Here is an 18,917-nt window from a genome sequence, read left to right as displayed (position 1 = left end):
TGACCGCCGCGACTTGCGCGGTCCCTTCGACGTGATCGGGGATGTGCACGGCTGCCGCGCCGAGCTCGAGGCACTGCTCGGGAAGCTCGGCTACGTCATCGAGCGCGACGACAAGGGCAGGCCGGTCACGGCCGCACACCCCGAGCGTCGCACGGCGGTGTTCGTCGGTGATCTCGTCGATCGCGGCCCCGACACGCCCGGTGTGCTGCGGCTGGTGATGGGCATGGTCGCGGACCGTACGGCACTGTGCGTGGCGGGCAATCACGACTACAAACTGGTGCGCGCCCTCGACGGCCGCAATGTGCGCATCGCGCACGGGCTCGAGCAGTCCCTGGCCCAGCTGGCCGACGAGGACGACGAATTCCGCGCCGCCGCACAGACTTTCCTGCGGGAACTGCCCGGGCACTACCTGCTCGACAAGGGCAGGCTGGTCGTCGCCCACGCGGGACTGCCGGAAAGCCTGCACGGCAGCACATCCGGGCGCGCCCGCTCCTTCGCGCTCTACGGCGCGCCCACCGGCGAAGTGGACGTGCACGGCCTGCCGATCCGCTACGACTGGGCGCAGGACTACCGGGGCACACCGGTGGTCGTCTACGGGCACACACCCGTCACGGCGTTGCAATGGGTCAACAACACGCTGTGCCTGGACACCGGCGTGGTGTTCGGCGGCACGCTGTCGGCCCTGCGCTACCCGGAACTGGAGACCCTGTCGGTGCCCGCCGAGCAGGTCTGGTGTGAACGAGCGGGTATCACACCGGTGCCCGACTAGGGCCTACCATCAGCAGCGGACGACCCGACTCATCGACGAGGAGAGGTTCATGCGCCGTAGTCTGCTCGCACTGTCCGTTCTGGCTCCACTGATGATCGCCGGGGTGGCGAGCGCCGATCCGGCGCCGCCGGGAACCGGGACACTCACTGTTCGCGCCATCACCGGCTCCGAACCGATGCCGGTCAACCGGGCCGATATCGAGGTCCGCGCCTGCGGCGCCGAGGAGGTCGTCACCACCTTGGTGAGCGGCGCCGACGGCAGCGCGAGCGTCGCGCTGCCGGACGGCTGCTACGAGGCGCGGGTGGCGACGGTGCCGGGCGGTTGCGCCCTCGCCGACACCGAACCCGTGCGGCTCACGGTCACCGCGAGCACCGAGGCACGCGCGGAATTCCGTTTCCGCTGCGCGTAGCCGTCAGTCCTTGGGACCGCCCGCCACATAGATGACCTGACCGGACACGAAACCCGCGCCTTCACTCACCAGGAACGAGGCGGTGTGGGCGATGTCGTCGGGCGTACCGACCCGGTTCACCGGAATCTGTGCCGCCGCAGCCTGTTTGAAGGCCTCGAAGTCGACGCCGACGCGGGCGGCGGTGGCCGCGGTCATCTCGGTCTCGATGAAACCGGGAGCGATCGCGTTGGCGGTGACACCGAACTTGCCGAGCTCGAACGCGAGGGTCTTGGTGAAGCCCTGCATGCCGGCTTTGGCGGCGGAGTAGTTGGCCTGGCCACGGTTGCCGAGCGCCGAGGTGCTCGACAGGTTCACCACGCGCCCGAACTTCGCCTCCACCATGTACTTCTGCACGGCGCGCGTCATCAGGAAGGCGCCGCGCAGGTGCACGTTCATGACGATGTCCCAGTCCTGCACCGACATCTTGAACAGCAGGTTGTCGCGCAGCACGCCCGCGTTGTTCACCAGCACGGTCGGCGCGCCCAGTTCGCCTGCGATCCGTTCGACAGCGGCGGCGACGGCGTCTTCGTCGGACACATCGGCACCGACGGCCAGTGCGGTTCCCCCGGCGGCTTCGATGGCCGACACGGTGTCGGCGCAGGCGGCTTCGTCGAGGTCGAGAACGGCGACGGCGTGACCGTCGGCGGCGAGCTTCTTCGCGACGGCGGCACCGATTCCGCGTGCGGCACCGGTGACGATCGCGACCCGTGAGGTAGTGGACATGCGCGCCACCCTATCGGGGCGCGTTCGTCGTGATGGTCGGGGTGACAGGATTTGAACCTGCGACCCTCCGCTCCCAAAGCGGATGCGCTACCAAGCTGCGCTACACCCCGATACCTCGGGGCGGTTCACGCCGTCGAGGGAAGTCATGTTTGAGCGGGTGACGGGAATCGAACCCGCACCATCAGCTTGGAAGGCTGAGGTTCTACCATTGAACTACACCCGCAGGCATACGACATCGATGGGATCGCCACGATGTCGTGTGCGCCACGACTGTACCGAATCCCGCGCGCCGAACGCCAATCCGGCCCCGCGAAACGCCTCGGCACTGCGGTGAGTCCCCTTCTTTCCGCGCCCGATTAGGGCCCTTAGGCCCTATTGCGGGACCACGGGTACCGGACACGATGGTGATTGCGTCTCAGGGGACCGACGCCTGCTCCACCGGGGGAATATAAAGGAGAATTTTCCTCGAAAACCTGGCATGGGGGCGGCGGGTAGGCCACCATAAAAGAGCGCGCGGCGGCTCTACCGGTCGGCGCGACACCTTTGCCAGGAGGGACCATGGCGACAACACGCCCACCGCCCGAAAACCGGGCAACACGCTGCACGTTTCGGTGTTTCCAAAGTTTTTTCGCGAAGTGTGTAACGCCCGGGCGGCTGTAGCGATGTCATAGCCGATCGCCATTCGCGAGAGACTGTAACGCGTTCTAGAACGCGGCTTTCGAGTCTCGAGTGGCTTGCTAGGATCCTTTTTGCCGGACGGGGGTATCTGGAAAGGGGGCGGTGAGCGTGTGCCGAACTCGGCGGACCCAACCGCGTAGCAGTGCGAACGATCGAGGTGGCAAGACCGTCGCCACCTTCTGCCGGTGATGTCGATGTCCGCACACATCGAGCCACCGGTCGCCGCGATGGCCCGCGCCTGGGCCCGCGCGGTGTGTGCCGAACCGGGATCGTCCGTGGCACCGCATCAGCTGGAGCCTGTGCTCATCGAGATCGTCGAGCGCCTGCTGCACCTGGCGAGGACAGAACCGTTCCCGGTACCGCAGGCACGCAAGCTCGGCGCACGGCTGGCCGAGGCGCCGTTCGAACGGACGAGAATGCTGGCCCATGCCACCCGCTGGTTGCTCGGTTTCCCCTCGGGGGTGCCGGGTTCCCTGGTGGCGACCCGCTGGCCGCTGGTGGCCAGCCAGGCCATCGACAGCTACGCCCAGGCACTACAGGAGCGCGCACTGGCGCAACAGGAGCAGAACATCTCGGCGAAGGTGTCGCTGCGCGTGCAGGAGATCGCCGCGCTGCAGCACCGCCTGCGCCACGAGGCCACTCACGACGCCCTGACCGACCTGGCGAACCGCACACTCCTGCAGGAACGGGTGCGTGCCTTCGCCGCCGACCCGACCCGTGGGGTCGGGGTGCTGGTGGTTGACCTGGACCGCTTCAAACAGATCAACGACGGCTACGGACATGCGATCGGTGACGAGGTGCTCGTGGAGCTGGCCAACCGGCTGCGCGAGGTGTGCCCGCCCGACACCGTGATCTGCCGGTACGGCGGCGACGAGTTCGTCGTGGCGGCCAACCCGCGCCGCGACACCCTGAGCGAGCTGGCGCACCGTGTGGTCGCGGCCCTGCGCGACCCGGTGTGGTCGAGCGCGGGCCCGGTGCCGGTGTCGGCCAGCGTGGGCACCGCGTTCTGCCCACCGGGAAAGACGTGCGATTTCACCGACCTGCTGCGTCGCGCCGACCGCGCGATGTATTCGGCGAAATCGGCGGGCGGGCGGCGTTTCGCCCTCGCCGAATCGGGCGACCCCGAACTGGGAACGGCGGTCGCCGGCTGAGTCCGGATCGCGAAGCCTGCACTTCGCGGCCCGGGCTCAGTCGACCTTCTCTGCGCACCTCGGCCACGGTTTCGACCGTGGCCGAGGTGTTTTCGTCAGCGGGGCTGACAGACGCTGCACCAGAACAGGTTTCGGGCTTCCATCGTGCCGTGGGAGACCGGGCTGCCGCAGACGCGGCAGGGTTCGCCCTGGCGTCGGTAGACGTAGGTGCGTGGGCGGTACTTGGCGTAGGACGGTGCGCCGGTGTCGTGTTCGGGCCGCACCACATGCATGCGGCCGGTTTCCACGCCGGTCGGCATGAGTTCGACGAGATCGGCCCACAGCGCGTCCCATTCGCTCGCGGTGAGCGAAGTGCCCGGTCGGAACGGCGAAATGCCGTGCCGGAACAGGACTTCGGCGCGGTATACGTTGCCGACGCCGGCGATCAGCGCCTGGTCCATCAGCAGCGCACCGATCGCCCTGCGGGAGCGCCGGATCCGCGCACCCGCCCGCTCGTGATCGGCGTCGGGGCGCAGCGGGTCGGCACCCAGGCGCGCGGTGAGCGCCTCCACCTCCGGCGGGTGCAGCACCTCACACGCGGTCGGCCCGCGCAGATCGGTACCGAATCCCGTTGCGGCACCGACCATCCGCATCCGCACCTGCCCCACTGGCGCGGGCATCGGCAATGCCACCTCGCTGAACGTGCCGTACAACCCCAGATGCACATGCACCGTCAACCCGGACGCATAGTGATGCAGCAGATGTTTCCCATACGCCTCGGCCCGCTCGAGCACCTGCCCGTCCACGAGCGCCGCCCCCTCGGTGAACCGCCCTTGGGGACTCGAAACCCGCACTACCCCACCAGCAAACCGCTCCTGATGCAGCCGCGCAATGCGATGAAGGGTGTGCCCTTCAGGCATAGACACACACCCTTCGATCCGAACTCACCAACTGATCTCGCAAGCACATGGGTAACTCACCGGGCACGGGCTGACCCGGCCACCTCGAGAGAGCTTGCCGCGTCAGGGACTCATCCCGCACCTGAGTCTGGCCGAAATTCGCGGGGAGGCGGATCAGTAAGCGGGGACCGCGGGGGCTTCGCCGGACTTCTCGTAGTCGGCGAGGATGTCGATGCGGCGCTGGTGGCGTGGCTCTTCCGACCAGGGCTGGGCGATGAACGCGTCGACGATGGCGAGGGCTTCCTCGGTGGTGTGCATGCGGCCGCCGATGCCGATGAGCTGGGCGTTGTTGTGTTCGCGGGCCAGCTTGGCGGTTTGGACGCTCCAGGCCAGGGCGCAGCGGGCGCCGGGGACCTTGTTGGCGGCGATCTGTTCGCCGTTGCCGCTGCCACCGAAGACCAGGCCGAGGGAGCCCGGGTCGGCGACGGTGCGCCGCGCCGCTTCGATGCAGAAGGCGGGGTAGTCGTCGAGAGCGTCGTATTCGAGGGCGCCGCAGTCGACGACCTCGTGTCCGGCCTCGAGCAGATGGGCCTTGACGTGATTCTTCAGTTCGAAACCGGCATGGTCGGCACCCAGGTAAACGCGCATGGCTGCGATTGTCGCAGGCGCGCTTAGAGTCGTTTCATGCACCCGCACGAACCGCATTCACCGCATTCGGCAGGTCCCCCACCGGAGCGTTCCGGCCAACCCGCCGACCGGCCGAGCGACGCCACCCCCGCCGACCAGCCCACGCCGCGGCCGGGCGAATATCCACCGCCCCCGTGGCCGCAGGGGCAGCCGGGGTTCGCCGGGTCGTCGCCGTGGCAGCAGCCGGGCCCACCGACCGGTGCGTTTCCCGCGCCGCGTTCGGGTGCGTATCCGTCTGTGCCGCAAGGTTTCTACCCGCCGGGAGGCCCGCCGGGGACGACGCAGCCGATGCCGCGTGGGCTTTCGCCGTTCGGGATGCCCGCGCGGCATCCGTGGGAGATTCCGCTGCTCGTGGTGGTCATCATGATCACCGGCGTGGCGTATCTGCTGGCGATCCTGATGTTGCTTGTGGAGTTGGTCGCCGAGCCCGTTGTCGACGCCCAGGGGCAGCCCGAGTCCGGCGGCTCGCTGCTGACCAGCCCGTATGTGCTGGTGCTCTTGTTCGCGCCGGTGCTGCTGTGGGCCGGACGTGGCATGAATTTCGCGCGTATGCGGATCAACGGGGTGAAGATGTCACCCACCCAGTTCCCCGAGGGGTACCGGATGGTGCAGGAGGCGGCCGCGCGGTTCGGCATGTCGAAGGCGCCCGACGCGTACGTGATCCTCGGCAACGGCCAGATCAACGCCTTCGCCTCCGGGCACGGGTTCCGCCGGTTCGTCGTGGTCTACAGCGATCTGTTCGAGATCGGTGGCACCGCACGCGAGCCCGACGCGCTCGCCTTCATCATCGGCCACGAGGTGGGCCATATCGCCGCTGGTCACGTGTCGTATTGGCGCCAGCTCGGCATGTTCGTCGCGCCGTACCTACCGATTCTCGGGTCGTCGCTGATCCGCGCGCAGGAGTACACCGCCGACAATCACGGCTTCTGCAACCGCCACCAGGGCGCGGCCGGCGCGATGGCCACCCTCGCGGCAGGCAAGTACCTCAACACACAGGTCGGTTTCGACGAGATGGCCGACCGCGCCGCCACCGAGAAGGGCGGCTTCGTCCTGCTGGTGAACGCCATGTCCAGCCACCCGGTCCTCACCTGGCGAATGTGGGCCCTGCGCGACCGCAGCAAACCGGGCCCCATGTTCTGGCACCCGACCCCACCCCACCCCGGAATGCTCCCACCCCCAGGCGGCTACCCCCTCCAGACCGCACCCCCAGCCCTCCCCCCGAAACCGCTCTGAGCCCCGACGCAACCACCACGGGTTTTCGGCCGCCTCGAATCCGAGGGGCGAGACGTAACGGCGAAGCCGCAGTATCGCCCCTCGGATTCGAGGCCTTCCGGGCCGAAAACCCCGCGGCGCCAGCCGCTAATCAAACACAGCCTCTTCGGTGCGGGTGCGCTTGAGTTCGAAGAAGTGCGGGTAGGAGGCGAGGGCGACGACGCCGTCCCACACCCGGCCGGCGTCCTCGCCGCGCGGGATGCGCGAGAGCACCGGGCCGAAGAACGCGACCCCGTTGACGTGGATGGTCGGCGTGCCCACATCGGGTCCGACCTTGTCCATGCCCGCGTGGTGGCTCACCCGCAGCGCCTCGTCGTAGTCGGTGCTGTCGGTGGCCTCGGCCAGTTCGGCGGGCAGGTCGAGTTCGGCGAGGGCGTCGGCGATCACGGCGGTCAGGGTTTCCTGCGTGGTGGCGCGTTCGAACTCGGCCTTGCGGTCGTGGATGCGGGTGCCGAGGGCGGTGTAGAGCGGGGCCAGGATCTCCTCGCCGTGCTTCTGGGCGGCGGCGATGGCGACGCGCACCGGGCCCCAGCCCGCGGCCATCAGTTCGACGTACTGCGGCGGCAGGTCCCTGCCTTCGTTGAGCACGGCCAGGCTCATCACGTGGAAACGGACCTCGATGTCGCGTACCTGCTGGACTTCCAGGATCCAGCGCGAGGTGATCCAGCACCACGGGCACAGCGGGTCGAACCAGAATTCGGCGAGATCCTTGGTGGCCTGATCGCTCACGGGTCTTCCTCTCGGGTCAGCTGGGGCGGGCAGGGCGGCCCGCTGGTTGGTGCAACCGTGCCGGTGCTTGATTCGTTCCCCTGATCGCCGGCCGCGGCTAGGCTCGACGGTGAGGGAAACCGGAACGTCCGTGAGAAGGAGTCCGTGTATGAGCTCGAATCAGCATTTCGTGATCGTCGGTGGTGGGCTGGCCGGCGCCAAACTGGCCGAAGCCTTGCGCGCCAACGATTTCGACGGCCAGGTGACGTTGCTGGCGGCCGAGGACGACCTACCGTACGAGCGTCCGCCGCTGTCGAAACAGCACCTGGCCGGTGATCAGCAGCTGCCGGATTTCACGGTGGATTCGCCGGCCTGGTACCGCGATCACCACATCGACCTGCGCTTGGGTACCACGGTCGAGGCGTTCGATCCGGCCGCGAGGACGGTGTCGTTGCCGGACGGTTCGACCCTGTCCTATGACAAGCTCGCGCTGGCCACCGGGTCGCGGCCGCGCACACTCGACGTTCCCGGCGCCGAGGCGAGCAATGTGTACACCCTGCGCACCATCGGTGACTCCGATCGGCTGCTCGAGGTGTTGCGTTCGAAGCATCGGCTGGTGATCGTCGGCGCCGGCTGGATCGGGCTCGAGGTCGCCGCGCAGGCGCGGGCCAGGCAGGTGGAGGTGACGGTGCTCGAGGCGGCGGAGCTGCCGCTGGTGTCGGTGCTCGGTCCGCAGATGGGCACCGTGTTCGCCGAATTGCATCGCGGCAACGGTGTCGACCTGCGTACCGGTGTCGTCGTCGACATGATCCTCACCGAGGACGGCGTGGCCACGGGCGTACAGCTCGACGACGGCCAGGTGGTGCCCGCCGACGCGGTGCTGGTCGCGGTGGGTGCGCAGCCGAATATCGAGATCGCCGAAGCCGCCGGGCTGGCCACCGGTACCGGCATCCTGGTCGACGAGTCCCTGCGCACCAGCGACCCGGATGTGGTGGCGGTCGGCGACATCGCCGAGGAGCTGCATCCGCTACTGGGCAAGCGGGTACGCGTGGAGCACTGGGCCAATGCCCTGAATCAGCCGGCCGTCGCCGCGCTGACGATGCTCGGCAAGCCCGCCACCTACGACCGCCTCCCCTATTTCTTCACCGACCAGTACAACCTCGGCATGGAGTACACCGGCTATGTCGGTCGCGACGACGACGTGCGGGTTGTCGTCCGCGGCGATGTGGCAAAACCGGAATTCGTCGCCTTCTGGCTGGACCGGGACAACCGCGTGCGCGCGGGCATGAACGTCAATGTCTGGGATGTCACCGATCGCATCAAGGACCTGGTGACCTCGGGCGAACCGGTCGACCCCGAGCATCTGGCGGATCCGAACACCGAATTGTGAGCGAGCAGCTCAGGTCGCCGACTTGAGGTTCGCGATCATGCGTTCGAGAGTCGCTGTGCAGGCGGCGAATTCGTCCGCGCCGATGCCGTCGGACAGGTGGCGCCGGATGGTCCCCACGGAATCGGTCGCCGACTCGTAGGCGCGTCGACCCGCTGACGTGAGTTCCCAGCGACCCGTCGATGCACCGGTGATCCAGCCGCGTTCGGTCAAGCCCTGGATCACCGCGTCGACGGATTCGCCGTTGTGCTCCCAGAACGGGCGAAGCGCTCGCACCAATTCCGCATGGTCGGGGTGGTCACACTCAATCGTCGAGAGCGTCTGCCACTCGCGGCGCGTCATGCCGACGGACTCGACGGCACGGTCGAAGGCGGCCTCGATCAGCTGGTCCAGCCGCTTGACCTGGTACCCGATGAGCCGACGCTCAGCCATGAGAAACCTCCCAACGCATGTATATGTCAAAGGACATGTACATGTAAAAGGCTATCATGATGGCGTGAACGAGATCGAGCACATCGAACGAGCCATGATCGGTATCCGGCGCCGCCAAACCCGGCGGACGCTGTCGCCGGACGCGCCGACCGGGCAGGTGTTCGATGTACTCGACGTCATCGAGGCACACCAGAGCCCCACTGTCTCCACCGTCGCCGCCGCCCTCGCCGTCGACCAACCGCGCGCGAGCAAGCTGGTCGCCGCCGCCGTGGCCGACGGCTCGGTGCGCCGCGTGGCCGATCAGACCGACGGCAGACGGTCACTCCTGGAGCTCACCGACCGGGGCACCGGCATCCTCGCCGCCGCCCACCGACGCCGCCAGAGCGCTTTCGATCGCGCCATGTCCGGCTGGACCCCCACCGAGCGCACCGAATTCGCCCGCCTGCTCACCCGTTTCGTCGACGCCCTCGACTGAGCCGCCACCGCGTTTCCCGCACCTGGCAGACTCGACGGCGTGAATGTCTACAGCGCGGGTGTACTGGTGTTCCGGCGTGGCGAGGCCGGGATCGAGGTGTTGATCGGGCACATGGGCGGACCGTTGTTCGCGAAGAAGGACGAGTCGGCGTGGTCGATTCCCAAGGGCGAGTACGAGATCGGGGTCGAATCGGCGGAGGTGGCCGCCGCACGCGAGTTCACCGAGGAGCTCGGGTTGCCGGTGCCGGACGGCCCGTGGATCGCGCTCGGTGACGTGCAGTACGGCAGCGGATCGCGCCGTAAGACGGTCACGGTGTGGGCAGTGGAGGGCGATCTCGATCCGGACGCGATCGTCCCGGGCACCTTCACCATGGAGTGGCCGCCGCGCTCGGGCCGTCTCGGCGAGTTCCCCGAGATCGACCGGGTGGGCTGGTCCGCCCCGGCGATCGCCGAGCCCAAGCTGGTCAAGGGCCAGCGTCCGCTGTTGCAGCGCCTGGCCGAGCACCTCGCGGGTACCGCCCCGACGCCGTGACTCACGCCCTCGCCAGGGCGGGCTGTCGCAGCGTGGAGCGGAATTCCGAAGGGCTCTGTCCGCGAAGGCGTTTGAATGCGGCACTGAACCCGAACGCATCGGAGTAGCCGACGGTCGTCGCCACCTGGGCGACGCTACGATTCGGGTCGGCGAGCAGTTCCTCGGCCTCGGCCATCCGCCATTCGGTGAGATAGGCCAGCGGCGTCTCGCCCATCACCTCACTGAACCGGCGCGCGAACAGGGCCCGCGACACCGCCGCCTCGGCCGCCAGATCGGCCACCGTCCAGCGCCGGAACGGATCGTTGTGGATGGCCTCGAGCGCGGGCCCGACGACCGGGTCGGCCATACCGCGATACCAGGCGGGCGCGCAATGTTGCTGTGCCGCAAGCCAGGTGCGCAGCGTGCACACCAGCGCCCAGTCCAGGAGCCGGTCCATCAGCGCCTGTGAGCCCGCGCTGAGCCGGACCGCGTCGGCGGCGGACTGTTCCAGCCACGCGCAGACCTCCGGGTCGTCGCTGACGACCATCACCGGCGGCAACGCTCGCAGCAGCCGTTCGTGCCGTCGCCCGGACGCCCGATAGGCGCCGACGACGAGCGATGTCTCCTCGGGCGCGCCGGTCGCCGTCTCGACGAGTTCCGGTGTGGCACAGGCGAGATCGGCCGGGCCGAAACCGCGGGGCACGAAACACGACAACTCGTAGCCCATGTGCGGGCGGTCGAGCGTGGCGCGGGTATCGGCCAGGTGGAACGGTTCGCAGGCCTGGACGACGGCGGTGTCTCCGGCCACCAGCCGGGTCGACGACCCGTCGGCGAGCACGAGAGTGCCGCCACCACACAGGACGGTGACCATGACCAGGGGCGCACGGTCGGCGAAACGGATGGTCCACGGCGACCGCAGCACGGCGTGCGTGACGACCGATCCTTCGGCACGAATGCCACTCAACAGCGAACTCAACGGATCCACGCCACCAGCGTAGACGAATTCCTATCGACTGGAGATGATCACCCATAGATCGTCCACGCGATTCACGGTTGACTCGAAGCACACAGGGCAAACCGCCCGCACCACCGATGACCAGGGAGTCACCATGTCGCAGCCCTCCGCTACACCCGAATCCGCGCGCACCGCAACGCCTCCCGCGTCCACCGGCCTCGCTCACCCCGGGAACGCAGGAGAATCGGCGATCGACCGGCGGGCCCTGGTGGTCCTGTCGCATCACCGCGCCGATTCCCTGTCGGCTCATGTCGCCGACCGCGCGGTCGCCCGGCTCACCGCCGCCGGGTACGCGATCGACTTCCTCGACCTGCACCGCGAGAACTTCGAACCCCGGATGACCGTCGCCGACCAGCCCGAATGGGGCAATCGCGACAAGGTGTACTCGGCGACCATCGAGGCGCACATGCGCCGGGTCCAGGCCGCCGACGTGATCGTCGTCGTGTTCCCGGTGTACTGGCAGAGCGTTCCCGCCATGCTCAAGGGCTGGATCGACAGCGTCTGGAACTACGGTTTCGCCTACGGCCGCAGCAAGCCGAAGCTGGCGGGCAAACGCATCCTGTGGCTGGGTTTGGCGGGCGCCACCGCGGGCGACGCGATCGTTCCCGGCATGCAGCAGCTACTCGAGGCCCAGCTCAACGAGGGGTTGGCGTACTACAGCGGCTTCGCGGACTCCCGCGTCGGCCTGCTGCCCGACGCCGAGGACCAGCCCCAAACCATCGACGCCGAAGGCAATCTGGTGATCGGCGAGGCCATCGCGGGTGACGCACGAGCCGCGCATTACGCCGCGTTCGACGCGCGGGCCGAGGGCTTCGTCGACGAACTCCTCGCAGCCGAGTTGGTGAACGCCTGACCCCGGCCCGGTCGCCGGGCACACAGCGCGGTCCGATCGCGGAACTTTCGCACGGTCGGACCGCGTACTCGGGCTCAGATGCCGGGCACCGTCTTCAGCAGCACCTGAAGCAACTCGGAGGGCGTACCCGCCTCGTCCGCGGCGGTGTTGATGGTGGTGAGCGCGCCCGCGGTGAATTCGGCGCTCTGTTCGGGAACATAGGTTGCCGGGTCGTCGATGCCGGGTGCGTACTGCGCGAACATCCCGGCCATCGCCTGCAGGAACGGGCCCATCAGGGTGGCCAGGTGAGCAGCCGAACCACCGGTGGTGCGCACCATCTTCCCGCCCTGCTGGAAGCCGGCGAACATCGAGTACATGCCGCCGAGAATCGCCAGGTCGTACATGGCTGCGGCACCGTAGTCCGTACCGACCCATTCGGCGCGGCCGAACAGATCCAGAACGTGCCGGAACCGGTCGAACGCGGCGGTGATACCGCTGTAGAGCAGGAAGGCCGCGGGCCCGCCGATCATCGACGGCACCGCCATGATGCCGCCGTCGACGAGCTCCACGCCGTTCGCCTCGGCCCAGCGGCCGAGCGAGCGCCCCTGTTCCGGGGTGGTGGTCGTCAGATTCACCACCACGCGGCCGCGCAACTGCTCGGCGGCGGGCTCCACGTGCTCGCGCACCGCCGCGTCGTCGAGGACGCACAGGATCACCAGGTCCCCGGCCGCCATCGCCTCGGCCGAGGTGGTCGCCACCGTCGCGCCTTCGGCAACCAGCGGTTCGGCCCGCGCGGCGGTGCGGTTCCACACCGTCACCTCGTGTCCACCCGCCAGCAGCGCCTTCGCGAGCGCGGCACCCATCGCGCCGAGACCGATCACCGAAACGCGCTGTACCGCAGTCGAGTTGCTCATTGCTCCCCTAGTCCGAAAGGTTGTCGCCGTCGCTCGGCGATGCACTTCCAGATTCGCCCGTTGCGCTAGACTTCACAAGTACCGACTGTGAAGTGCAATACCTACAAAAAAGTAAGTAAGGCGAAGATGAAGCAGCGACAGCATCCGTATTCATGCGGCATCGATGCCGCCCTCGACGTGGTGGGCGGCAAGTGGAAGGCCCTGATCCTGTGGGCCCTGTCCACCGGCACCCAGCGCTTCGGCGACCTGAAACGCCTCGTCCCCGGTGTCACCGAGAAGATGCTGATCCAGCAGCTCCGCGAACTGGAGCACGACGGCATCATCAGCCGTGAGATCTACCCGCAGGTCCCACCGAAGGTGGAGTACTCCCTCACCGAGCGCGGGGTCTCGCTCAACGCCGCGCTGGTGAGCCTCGGCGAATGGGGAAACGAGCAGATGGACCACATCTGTGCGGTGAAAGGTGTTGCCGCACCCGTGCACTGACGAGCGCGGCGAAGACTATCCCCGGGTACCCGTCCAGCTCGCACCGGTAATGCGCTCGTAGGCTTCTTCGTACTTGCGCCGGGTCGCCTCGACCACGTCGGCGGGGATCTCCGGGCCGGGGTATTCCTTGTTCCAGCCGGTAGAGGTGGACCAGTCGCGGACGAACTGCTTGTCGAAGGAGCGTTGGGGGCGGCCGGGCTCCCATTCGTCGGCGGGCCAGAAGCGCGAGGAGTCGGAGGTGAGCACCTCGTCACCGAGGGTGAGAACCTCACCGTCCCAGCCGAATTCGACCTTCGTGTCGGCGACGATCACGCCCGCCTTTGCCGCGTGCTCGGCACCGCGCGTGTAGATCTCGAGGGTGAGGTCCCGCAGTTTCTCGGCGACCTCACGGCCTTCCTGGTTCACCACGTCGGCGAAGCTGATCGCCTCGTCGTGGCCTTCGGCGGCCTTGGTCGAGGGGGTGAAGATGGGCTCGGGCAGTTTGTCGCCGTCGCGCAGCCCCGGGGGCAGCGCGATACCGGAGACGGTGCCCGACTGCTGGTACTCCTTGAGTCCCGACCCGGTCAGGTACCCGCGCGCGATGCACTCGACCTGCAGCATCTTCAGCGGCTTCACCCGGATACCGCGCCCGGCGAACTCGGCGGGCACGTCGGTGGCCGACACCACATGGTTGGGAATGTCGGTGAAGTACTCGAACCACCAGTTCGACAGCTGGGTCAGCAGCGCACCCTTGCCGGGGATCGGCGTGGGCAGCACCACGTCGTAGACCGAGACGCGGTCCGACGCGACGAGCAGCAGGGTATCGCCGTCCTCGTAGAGGTCACGGACTTTCCCGGCGTGCACATGCTTCAACGTCGAGCCTCCTGGTAGGTGCGAACTTTTCCGTAGGCACTGTACCGAGGGGGCCGAAACCCGTGAGCGGGTGTCGGCGGCAAGTGGCATTGTGGACGCTGATGTGCGCGCGGCCGAGGCCGGAGCGCGCGAGGCGTGCCGTGTTCGTCGACGACGAAGGAGATCAATGTCTGCCCCGAATCTCACCCGCGACCAGGCGGTCGAACGCGCGGCCGTGGTGGCCGTGGACAACTACCGGATCGAGCTCGACCTCACCGACCAGCCGCGCGGGGCGGATTCGGCGGTGTCGGACACCTTCGGTTCGACGACGACCGTCACCTTCACCGCGAAGCCCGGGGCGAGCACTTTCATCGATCTGGTCGCGGCGCGGGTGCGCTCGGCGGTGCTCAACGGTCGGGACCTCGATGTGAGTTCCTACGCCGAGGAGACCGGTATCGCCCTGTCGGACCTGGCCGAGAACAACGAGCTCGTGGTGGTGGCCGACTGCGAGTACTCGCACACCGGTGAGGGCCTGCACCGCTTCGTCGACCCGGCCGACGGCAAGGTCTACCTGTACTCGCAGTTCGAGACCGCCGACGCCAAGCGGATGTTCGCCTGCTTCGACCAGCCCGATCTCAAGGCCACCTTCGATGTGGTCGCGACGGCGCCGAGCGACTGGGTTGTCGTGTCCAACGGCGCCGATATCGACCAGCACAGGGTCGGCGCCGTCGTGCGCCACACGTTCGCGACCACGCCGCGGATGAGCACCTACCTGGTCGCGATGATCGCCGGTCCCTATGCCACGTGGACCGACACCTATTCCGACAGCCACGGCGAGATCCCCCTGGGCCTGTTCTGCCGGGCCTCGCTGGCCGAGCACATGGACCACGAGCGGCTGTTCACCGAGACCAAGCAGGGTTTCGACTTCTACCACAAGAACTTCGGTGTGCCGTACGCCTTCGGCAAGTACGACCAGCTGTTCGTGCCGGAGTTCAACGCGGGCGCGATGGAGAACGCGGGCGCGGTCACGTTCCTCGAGGACTATGTGTTCCGGTCCAAGGTGACCCGCGCGTCGTACGAGCGCCGCGCAGAGACGGTGCTGCACGAGATGGCGCACATGTGGTTCGGCGACCTGGTCACCATGAAGTGGTGGGACGACCTGTGGCTCAACGAGTCGTTCGCGACGTTCGCGTCGGTGCTGTGCCAGGCCGAGGCGACCGAATACACCAGTGCCTGGACCACTTTCGCGAATGTGGAGAAGTCCTGGGCCTACCGCCAGGACCAGCTGCCCTCGACCCACCCGATCGCGGCCGACATCCCCGACCTGCACGCGGTGGAGGTGAACTTCGACGGCATCACCTACGCCAAGGGCGCCTCGGTGCTCAAGCAGCTGGTCGCCTATGTCGGGTTGCAGCCGTTCCTGGCCGGTCTGCGCGACTACTTCGCCGAACATGCCTACGGCAACGCCACTTTCGACGATCTGCTGTCCGCGCTGGAGAAGGCGTCGGGGCGTGATCTGTCGGACTGGGGTGCGCAGTGGCTCAAGACCACGGGCCTCAATATCCTGCGGCCCGATTTCACCGTCGCGGCCGACGGCACCTTCTCGAGTTTCGCCGTCGTGCAGGAGGGCGCCGCACCGGGTGCGGGCGAGTACCGCGTGCACCGGATCGCGATCGGTGTCTACGACGATGTCGACGGAAAGCTGGTGCGTGCCAAGCGCATCGAGCTCGACCTCGACGCCGCCGCGCGGACCGAGGTTCCGGAGCTGGTCGGGGTGCCGCGTGGGGCCCTGGTACTGGTCAACGACGACGACCTCACCTACTGCTCGCTGCGCCTGGATCCCGATTCGCTCGCGGTGGTCGTGGACCGTGTCGGTGACATCGCCGAATCACTGCCGCGCACGCTGGCCTGGTCGGCGGCCTGGGAGATGACCCGGCAGGCAGAGATGAAGGCGCGCGATTTCGTGGCGCTCGTGCAGCGCGGGATCGGCGCCGAGTCCGAGATCGGGGTGGTACAGCGGTTGCTCATGCAGGCCGCGACCGCCATCTCGAGCTACGCGGAGCCCGGTTGGGCCGAGCAGGAGGGCTGGCCCGGTTTCGCCGATCGGCTGCTGGAACTGGCGCGCGGCGCCGAGGCGGGTTCGGATCATCAGCTGGCGTTCGTCAACGCGCTCACCGGCGCCAAGCTCGACACCCGGCACACCGATGCGCTCGCCCAGCTGCTCGACAGCGATCCGGTGGAGGTCGGGCTGGGCGGGCTCACTGTCGACACCGACCTGCGCTGGCGCGTCGTCACCGCACTGGCCGCCGCGGGACGCATCGACGCCGACGGGCCCGAGTCCCCGGTGATCGACGCCGAGCTGGACCGTGACCCGACAGCGGCGGGCAAGCGCCAGGCCGCCGCCGCCCGCGCTGCCCGCCCGCTGGCGGCGGTGAAGGAACAGGCCTGGAACACGGTGATGGGCGACGACACGGTCCCCAACATCACCGCCCGCGCCATCGTCGGCGGCTTCGCCCCCGCGGGCCAGGGTGAGCTGCTCACCCCGTATGTCGACCGCTACTTCGCCGAGGTTCCCGCCGTCTGGGAACGCCGCTCGAGCGAGGTGGCCCAGACCGTCGTCGTCGGCCTGTACCCGCACTGGGCGATCACCGAGGAAGCGATGGCCGAGGCCGACGAATTCCTCGCCGGTGACCACCCGCCTGCCCTGCACCGCCTGGTCTCGGAGGGTCGCGCCGGCATCGAACGCGCCTTGCGCGCACGGGAATTCGACGCCAAGTAGCGCCACGGACCCGATGGCCCCGATCTCGCCGGATCGGGGCCATCGGCCGTTCCGGCACGGCGTAGCTCGACCCATTTCGCCACGACAGAACTACTACTGAGAGTAGTATTCGAGTCGGGGGATTTCCTCCATGTCGATCTTCGAAGGAGAAGCGGGATGGAAACCATTGCGGCCGAGCGCTTTATCGCGGCGCCGATCGAGCAGGTCTTCGAATGGTGCGCCGACACCAGGAATTACGGGCGTTCGTTCTGGGTGCTGCGTAATCGTTGGGTCCGGCCGGGGACAGACGCGCCCTACGGCGTCGGCGCGGTTCGCCGGCACCTGTGGTTGATCGGCCGGTTCACCGAGCGGATCACCCGATACGACCCGCCGCATGCCTTCGACTACCTCGTCGAACGCAGTTTTCCGCCGTCGCGGCACGACGGCGGGACCATGACGTTCACGGCGGAGCCGGGCGGAACCAGGGTGCGCTGGACGAGCGTCGGCGAGGTGAAGGCCCCGTTCGCCGCCGCCACGATCACCCGGCTCACCACACCGATCGCCGCGATGGTTTTCGGGAAGATCCTGGATGCGTGCGCGAGAGACCTCGGAGTCTCCGCCTCCCGCTGAAACAATTCGCTGTCATCACGGCACGGCCGCCGTGCTCCGGTGTCGCCGTGTTCGCTGCTGTGAGCAGATCTGCTGGGGGCAGCATCGGCGGCGAATTGTGGTGTGCGCGAGGCACCGTTGACTCATGGCACACGACGACAAAGCACCGATGTTCAGTTGGCGGATGCGTGAGCAGTTGTTCGGGCGGCGGATTCTCGTGCTCGACGGTGCGCTCGACGACGACAACGGGACCCTGCTCATCACCCAGATGCTCACCCTGGCCGCCCAGGCACCCGAAGCGGGGATCTCGCTGTGGATCCACTCCCCCGGCGGCTCGGTGCCGTCGATGCTCGCCATCCGCGACGTGATGCGGCTGGTGCCGTGCGAGGTGTCCACACTGGCGCTCGGATTGGCTTGCAGCGCAGGGCAGTTCCTGCTGTCCTCCGGGACGCCCGGTAAGCGGTACGCGATGCCGCACGCCCGCATCCTCATGCACCAGGGCTCGGCGGGTATCGGCGGCAGTGCCGTCGAGGTCGAGGTGCAGGCCGACGACCTGCGCTACACCGTCGACACCGTGCTCGGACTGATCGCCGAGGACACCGGCCAGCCGTTCGACCGCGTCTACGAGGACTCCCTGCACGACCGCTGGTTCACCGCCACCCAGGCCCTCGAGTACGGCTTCATCGACCACGTGGTGGAGTCCTTCGACCAGGTCGTCCCCAATCGCCGCCGCATCGGCATCACGGCCTAGGAGCTGCCATGACCAGTTACACCATTCCGAATGTGGTTTCCCAGCACCGCGGCGGGGAACGCATCACCGACATCTACTCGCACCTGCTCAGCGAACGCATCGTCTACCTGGGCACACCGATCGACTCGGGCGTCGCCAACGCGCTCATCGCGCAGCTGCTGCACCTGGAATCCGACAGCCCGGGCCAGGCGATCAGCCTCTACATCAACTGCGAGGGCGGCGACCTGTCGGCCATGCTCGCCGTGTACGACACCATGCGCTTCATCAAGGCACCCGTGCACACCACCTGTGTCGGTCAGGCCATCGCGGTCGGTGCGGTGCTGCTCGCCGGTGGCGAGGCCGGGCACCGGGCGATGCTCCCGCACACCCGAATCGTGTTGCACCAGCCCGCGACTCGCGGGCAGGGCACGATTCCCGATCTGATCCTGCAGGCCGACGAGATCGTGCGCATGCGGGCGGCGATCGAGGCGATCCTGTCCAAACACACCGGTCAGAGCCCGGAGACCTTGCGTCGCGATACCGATCGCGACCGGGTGTTCACCGCCGAGACGGCCTTGGAGTACGGGCTGGTCGACCAGGTCCTGCACGAACGGGAGTGACCCGTGC

At 68.0% G+C, this 18,917-nt stretch carries 20 protein-coding genes, 2 tRNA genes and 1 pseudogene; 13 read left to right on the top strand and 10 right to left on the bottom strand.

Annotated features, from left to right (window positions below):
• Position 1: 1 nt before the first annotated feature.
• Both LDL21_RS17680 and LDL21_RS17675 read left to right on the top strand, forming a co-directional pair.
• A pseudogene (locus LDL21_RS17680) lies at positions 2-739 on the top strand (metallophosphoesterase); the annotation flags it as partial.
• Between the two features lie 79 nt (positions 740-818).
• On the top strand, positions 819-1,178 hold the full coding sequence (locus LDL21_RS17675) for a hypothetical protein (RefSeq protein WP_181700587.1): 360 nt from the start codon (positions 819-821) through the stop codon (positions 1,176-1,178).
• Between the two features lie 3 nt (positions 1,179-1,181).
• On the opposite strand, the gene fabG is transcribed toward LDL21_RS17675, so the two are convergent.
• From fabG to LDL21_RS17660, 3 genes are all read right to left on the bottom strand, one after another.
• Entirely contained in the window at positions 1,182-1,940 is a 759-nt protein-coding gene (gene fabG / locus LDL21_RS17670) for a 3-oxoacyl-ACP reductase FabG (RefSeq protein ID WP_067486204.1), read from the bottom strand.
• Positions 1,941-1,973: 33 nt separating this feature from the next.
• Positions 1,974-2,050 (bottom strand) — tRNA-Pro (locus LDL21_RS17665).
• Between the two features lie 42 nt (positions 2,051-2,092).
• A tRNA-Gly gene (locus LDL21_RS17660) sits at positions 2,093-2,163 on the bottom strand.
• Positions 2,164-2,812: 649 nt separating this feature from the next.
• Here LDL21_RS17660 and LDL21_RS17655 point away from each other — a divergent pair.
• Entirely contained in the window at positions 2,813-3,769 is a 957-nt protein-coding gene (locus LDL21_RS17655; RefSeq protein WP_067486965.1) for a GGDEF domain-containing protein, read from the top strand.
• Between the two features lie 95 nt (positions 3,770-3,864).
• On the opposite strand, the gene LDL21_RS17650 is transcribed toward LDL21_RS17655, so the two are convergent.
• Both LDL21_RS17650 and LDL21_RS17645 read right to left on the bottom strand, forming a co-directional pair.
• Positions 3,865-4,668 (bottom strand): Fpg/Nei family DNA glycosylase, encoded by an 804-nt coding sequence (locus tag LDL21_RS17650; protein WP_225281004.1) that lies wholly within the window; start codon positions 4,666-4,668, stop codon positions 3,865-3,867.
• A gap of 153 nt (positions 4,669-4,821) precedes the next feature.
• Positions 4,822-5,295 (bottom strand): ribose-5-phosphate isomerase, encoded by a 474-nt coding sequence (locus LDL21_RS17645; RefSeq protein ID WP_225281003.1) that lies wholly within the window; start codon positions 5,293-5,295, stop codon positions 4,822-4,824.
• A 36-nt stretch (positions 5,296-5,331) separates the two neighbouring features.
• On the opposite strand from LDL21_RS17645, the gene LDL21_RS17640 reads away from it, so the two are divergent.
• Positions 5,332-6,567 (top strand): M48 family metallopeptidase, encoded by a 1,236-nt coding sequence (locus LDL21_RS17640; protein ID WP_372462198.1) that lies wholly within the window; start codon positions 5,332-5,334, stop codon positions 6,565-6,567.
• 126 nt (positions 6,568-6,693) lie between these two features.
• Here LDL21_RS17640 and LDL21_RS17635 read toward each other — a convergent pair whose 3' ends face one another.
• The gene (locus tag LDL21_RS17635; protein ID WP_225281002.1) at positions 6,694-7,335 is read right to left on the bottom strand and encodes a mycothiol-dependent nitroreductase Rv2466c family protein; all 642 of its coding nucleotides are present in this window, start codon (positions 7,333-7,335) and stop codon (positions 6,694-6,696) included.
• A gap of 148 nt (positions 7,336-7,483) precedes the next feature.
• On the opposite strand from LDL21_RS17635, the gene LDL21_RS17630 reads away from it, so the two are divergent.
• Entirely contained in the window at positions 7,484-8,704 is a 1,221-nt protein-coding gene (locus LDL21_RS17630; protein WP_225281001.1) for an NAD(P)/FAD-dependent oxidoreductase, read from the top strand.
• A 9-nt stretch (positions 8,705-8,713) separates the two neighbouring features.
• Here LDL21_RS17630 and LDL21_RS17625 read toward each other — a convergent pair whose 3' ends face one another.
• A complete protein-coding gene (locus LDL21_RS17625) occupies positions 8,714-9,133 on the bottom strand; it encodes a MarR family winged helix-turn-helix transcriptional regulator (protein ID WP_225281000.1) in 420 nt (139 codons plus the stop codon).
• Positions 9,134-9,197: 64 nt separating this feature from the next.
• On the opposite strand from LDL21_RS17625, the gene LDL21_RS17620 reads away from it, so the two are divergent.
• Positions 9,198-9,608, top strand: a complete 411-nt coding sequence (locus tag LDL21_RS17620; protein WP_225280999.1) for a MarR family winged helix-turn-helix transcriptional regulator — start codon at positions 9,198-9,200, stop codon at positions 9,606-9,608.
• Between the two features lie 39 nt (positions 9,609-9,647).
• Complete coding sequence (locus tag LDL21_RS17615) at positions 9,648-10,139, top strand: NUDIX hydrolase (RefSeq protein ID WP_225280998.1); 492 nt, start codon at positions 9,648-9,650, stop codon at positions 10,137-10,139.
• A 1-nt stretch (position 10,140) separates the two neighbouring features.
• Here the strand turns inward: LDL21_RS17615 and LDL21_RS17610 are convergent, their stop codons facing one another.
• Complete coding sequence (locus tag LDL21_RS17610; protein WP_225280997.1) at positions 10,141-11,103, bottom strand: AraC family transcriptional regulator; 963 nt, start codon at positions 11,101-11,103, stop codon at positions 10,141-10,143.
• A 124-nt stretch (positions 11,104-11,227) separates the two neighbouring features.
• On the opposite strand from LDL21_RS17610, the gene LDL21_RS17605 reads away from it, so the two are divergent.
• Complete coding sequence (locus tag LDL21_RS17605) at positions 11,228-11,986, top strand: NAD(P)H oxidoreductase (RefSeq protein WP_225280996.1); 759 nt, start codon at positions 11,228-11,230, stop codon at positions 11,984-11,986.
• A gap of 74 nt (positions 11,987-12,060) precedes the next feature.
• Here the strand turns inward: LDL21_RS17605 and LDL21_RS17600 are convergent, their stop codons facing one another.
• Complete coding sequence (locus LDL21_RS17600) at positions 12,061-12,879, bottom strand: NAD(P)-dependent oxidoreductase (protein WP_372462197.1); 819 nt, start codon at positions 12,877-12,879, stop codon at positions 12,061-12,063.
• A gap of 126 nt (positions 12,880-13,005) precedes the next feature.
• Between LDL21_RS17600 and LDL21_RS17595 the strand changes: the two genes are divergently transcribed.
• Entirely contained in the window at positions 13,006-13,362 is a 357-nt protein-coding gene (locus LDL21_RS17595) for a winged helix-turn-helix transcriptional regulator (protein WP_225280994.1), read from the top strand.
• A gap of 15 nt (positions 13,363-13,377) precedes the next feature.
• Here the strand turns inward: LDL21_RS17595 and LDL21_RS17590 are convergent, their stop codons facing one another.
• Complete coding sequence (locus tag LDL21_RS17590) at positions 13,378-14,214, bottom strand: phosphoribosylaminoimidazolesuccinocarboxamide synthase (RefSeq protein WP_225280993.1); 837 nt, start codon at positions 14,212-14,214, stop codon at positions 13,378-13,380.
• Between the two features lie 166 nt (positions 14,215-14,380).
• Here LDL21_RS17590 and pepN point away from each other — a divergent pair, with 166 nt between their 5' ends.
• The 4 genes from pepN (at position 14,381) to LDL21_RS17570 (ending at position 18,910) form a co-directional block, all read left to right on the top strand.
• Positions 14,381-16,972 (top strand): aminopeptidase N, encoded by a 2,592-nt coding sequence (pepN, locus tag LDL21_RS17585; protein ID WP_225280992.1) that lies wholly within the window; start codon positions 14,381-14,383, stop codon positions 16,970-16,972.
• 156 nt (positions 16,973-17,128) lie between these two features.
• On the top strand, positions 17,129-17,581 hold the full coding sequence (locus LDL21_RS17580; protein WP_225280991.1) for an SRPBCC family protein: 453 nt from the start codon (positions 17,129-17,131) through the stop codon (positions 17,579-17,581).
• 124 nt (positions 17,582-17,705) lie between these two features.
• Entirely contained in the window at positions 17,706-18,311 is a 606-nt protein-coding gene (locus tag LDL21_RS17575; protein ID WP_067486178.1) for a ClpP family protease, read from the top strand.
• 8 nt (positions 18,312-18,319) lie between these two features.
• Entirely contained in the window at positions 18,320-18,910 is a 591-nt protein-coding gene (locus LDL21_RS17570) for a ClpP family protease (protein ID WP_181697908.1), read from the top strand.
• The last annotated feature ends 7 nt before the right edge of the window (positions 18,911-18,917 follow it).

Origin of the sequence: Nocardia rosealba (assembly GCF_020216065.1) — a bacterium.
Classification (GTDB): Bacteria; Actinomycetota; Actinomycetes; order Mycobacteriales; family Mycobacteriaceae; genus Nocardia; species Nocardia rosealba.
This window is presented reverse-complemented; position numbering and strand designations above follow the sequence as displayed.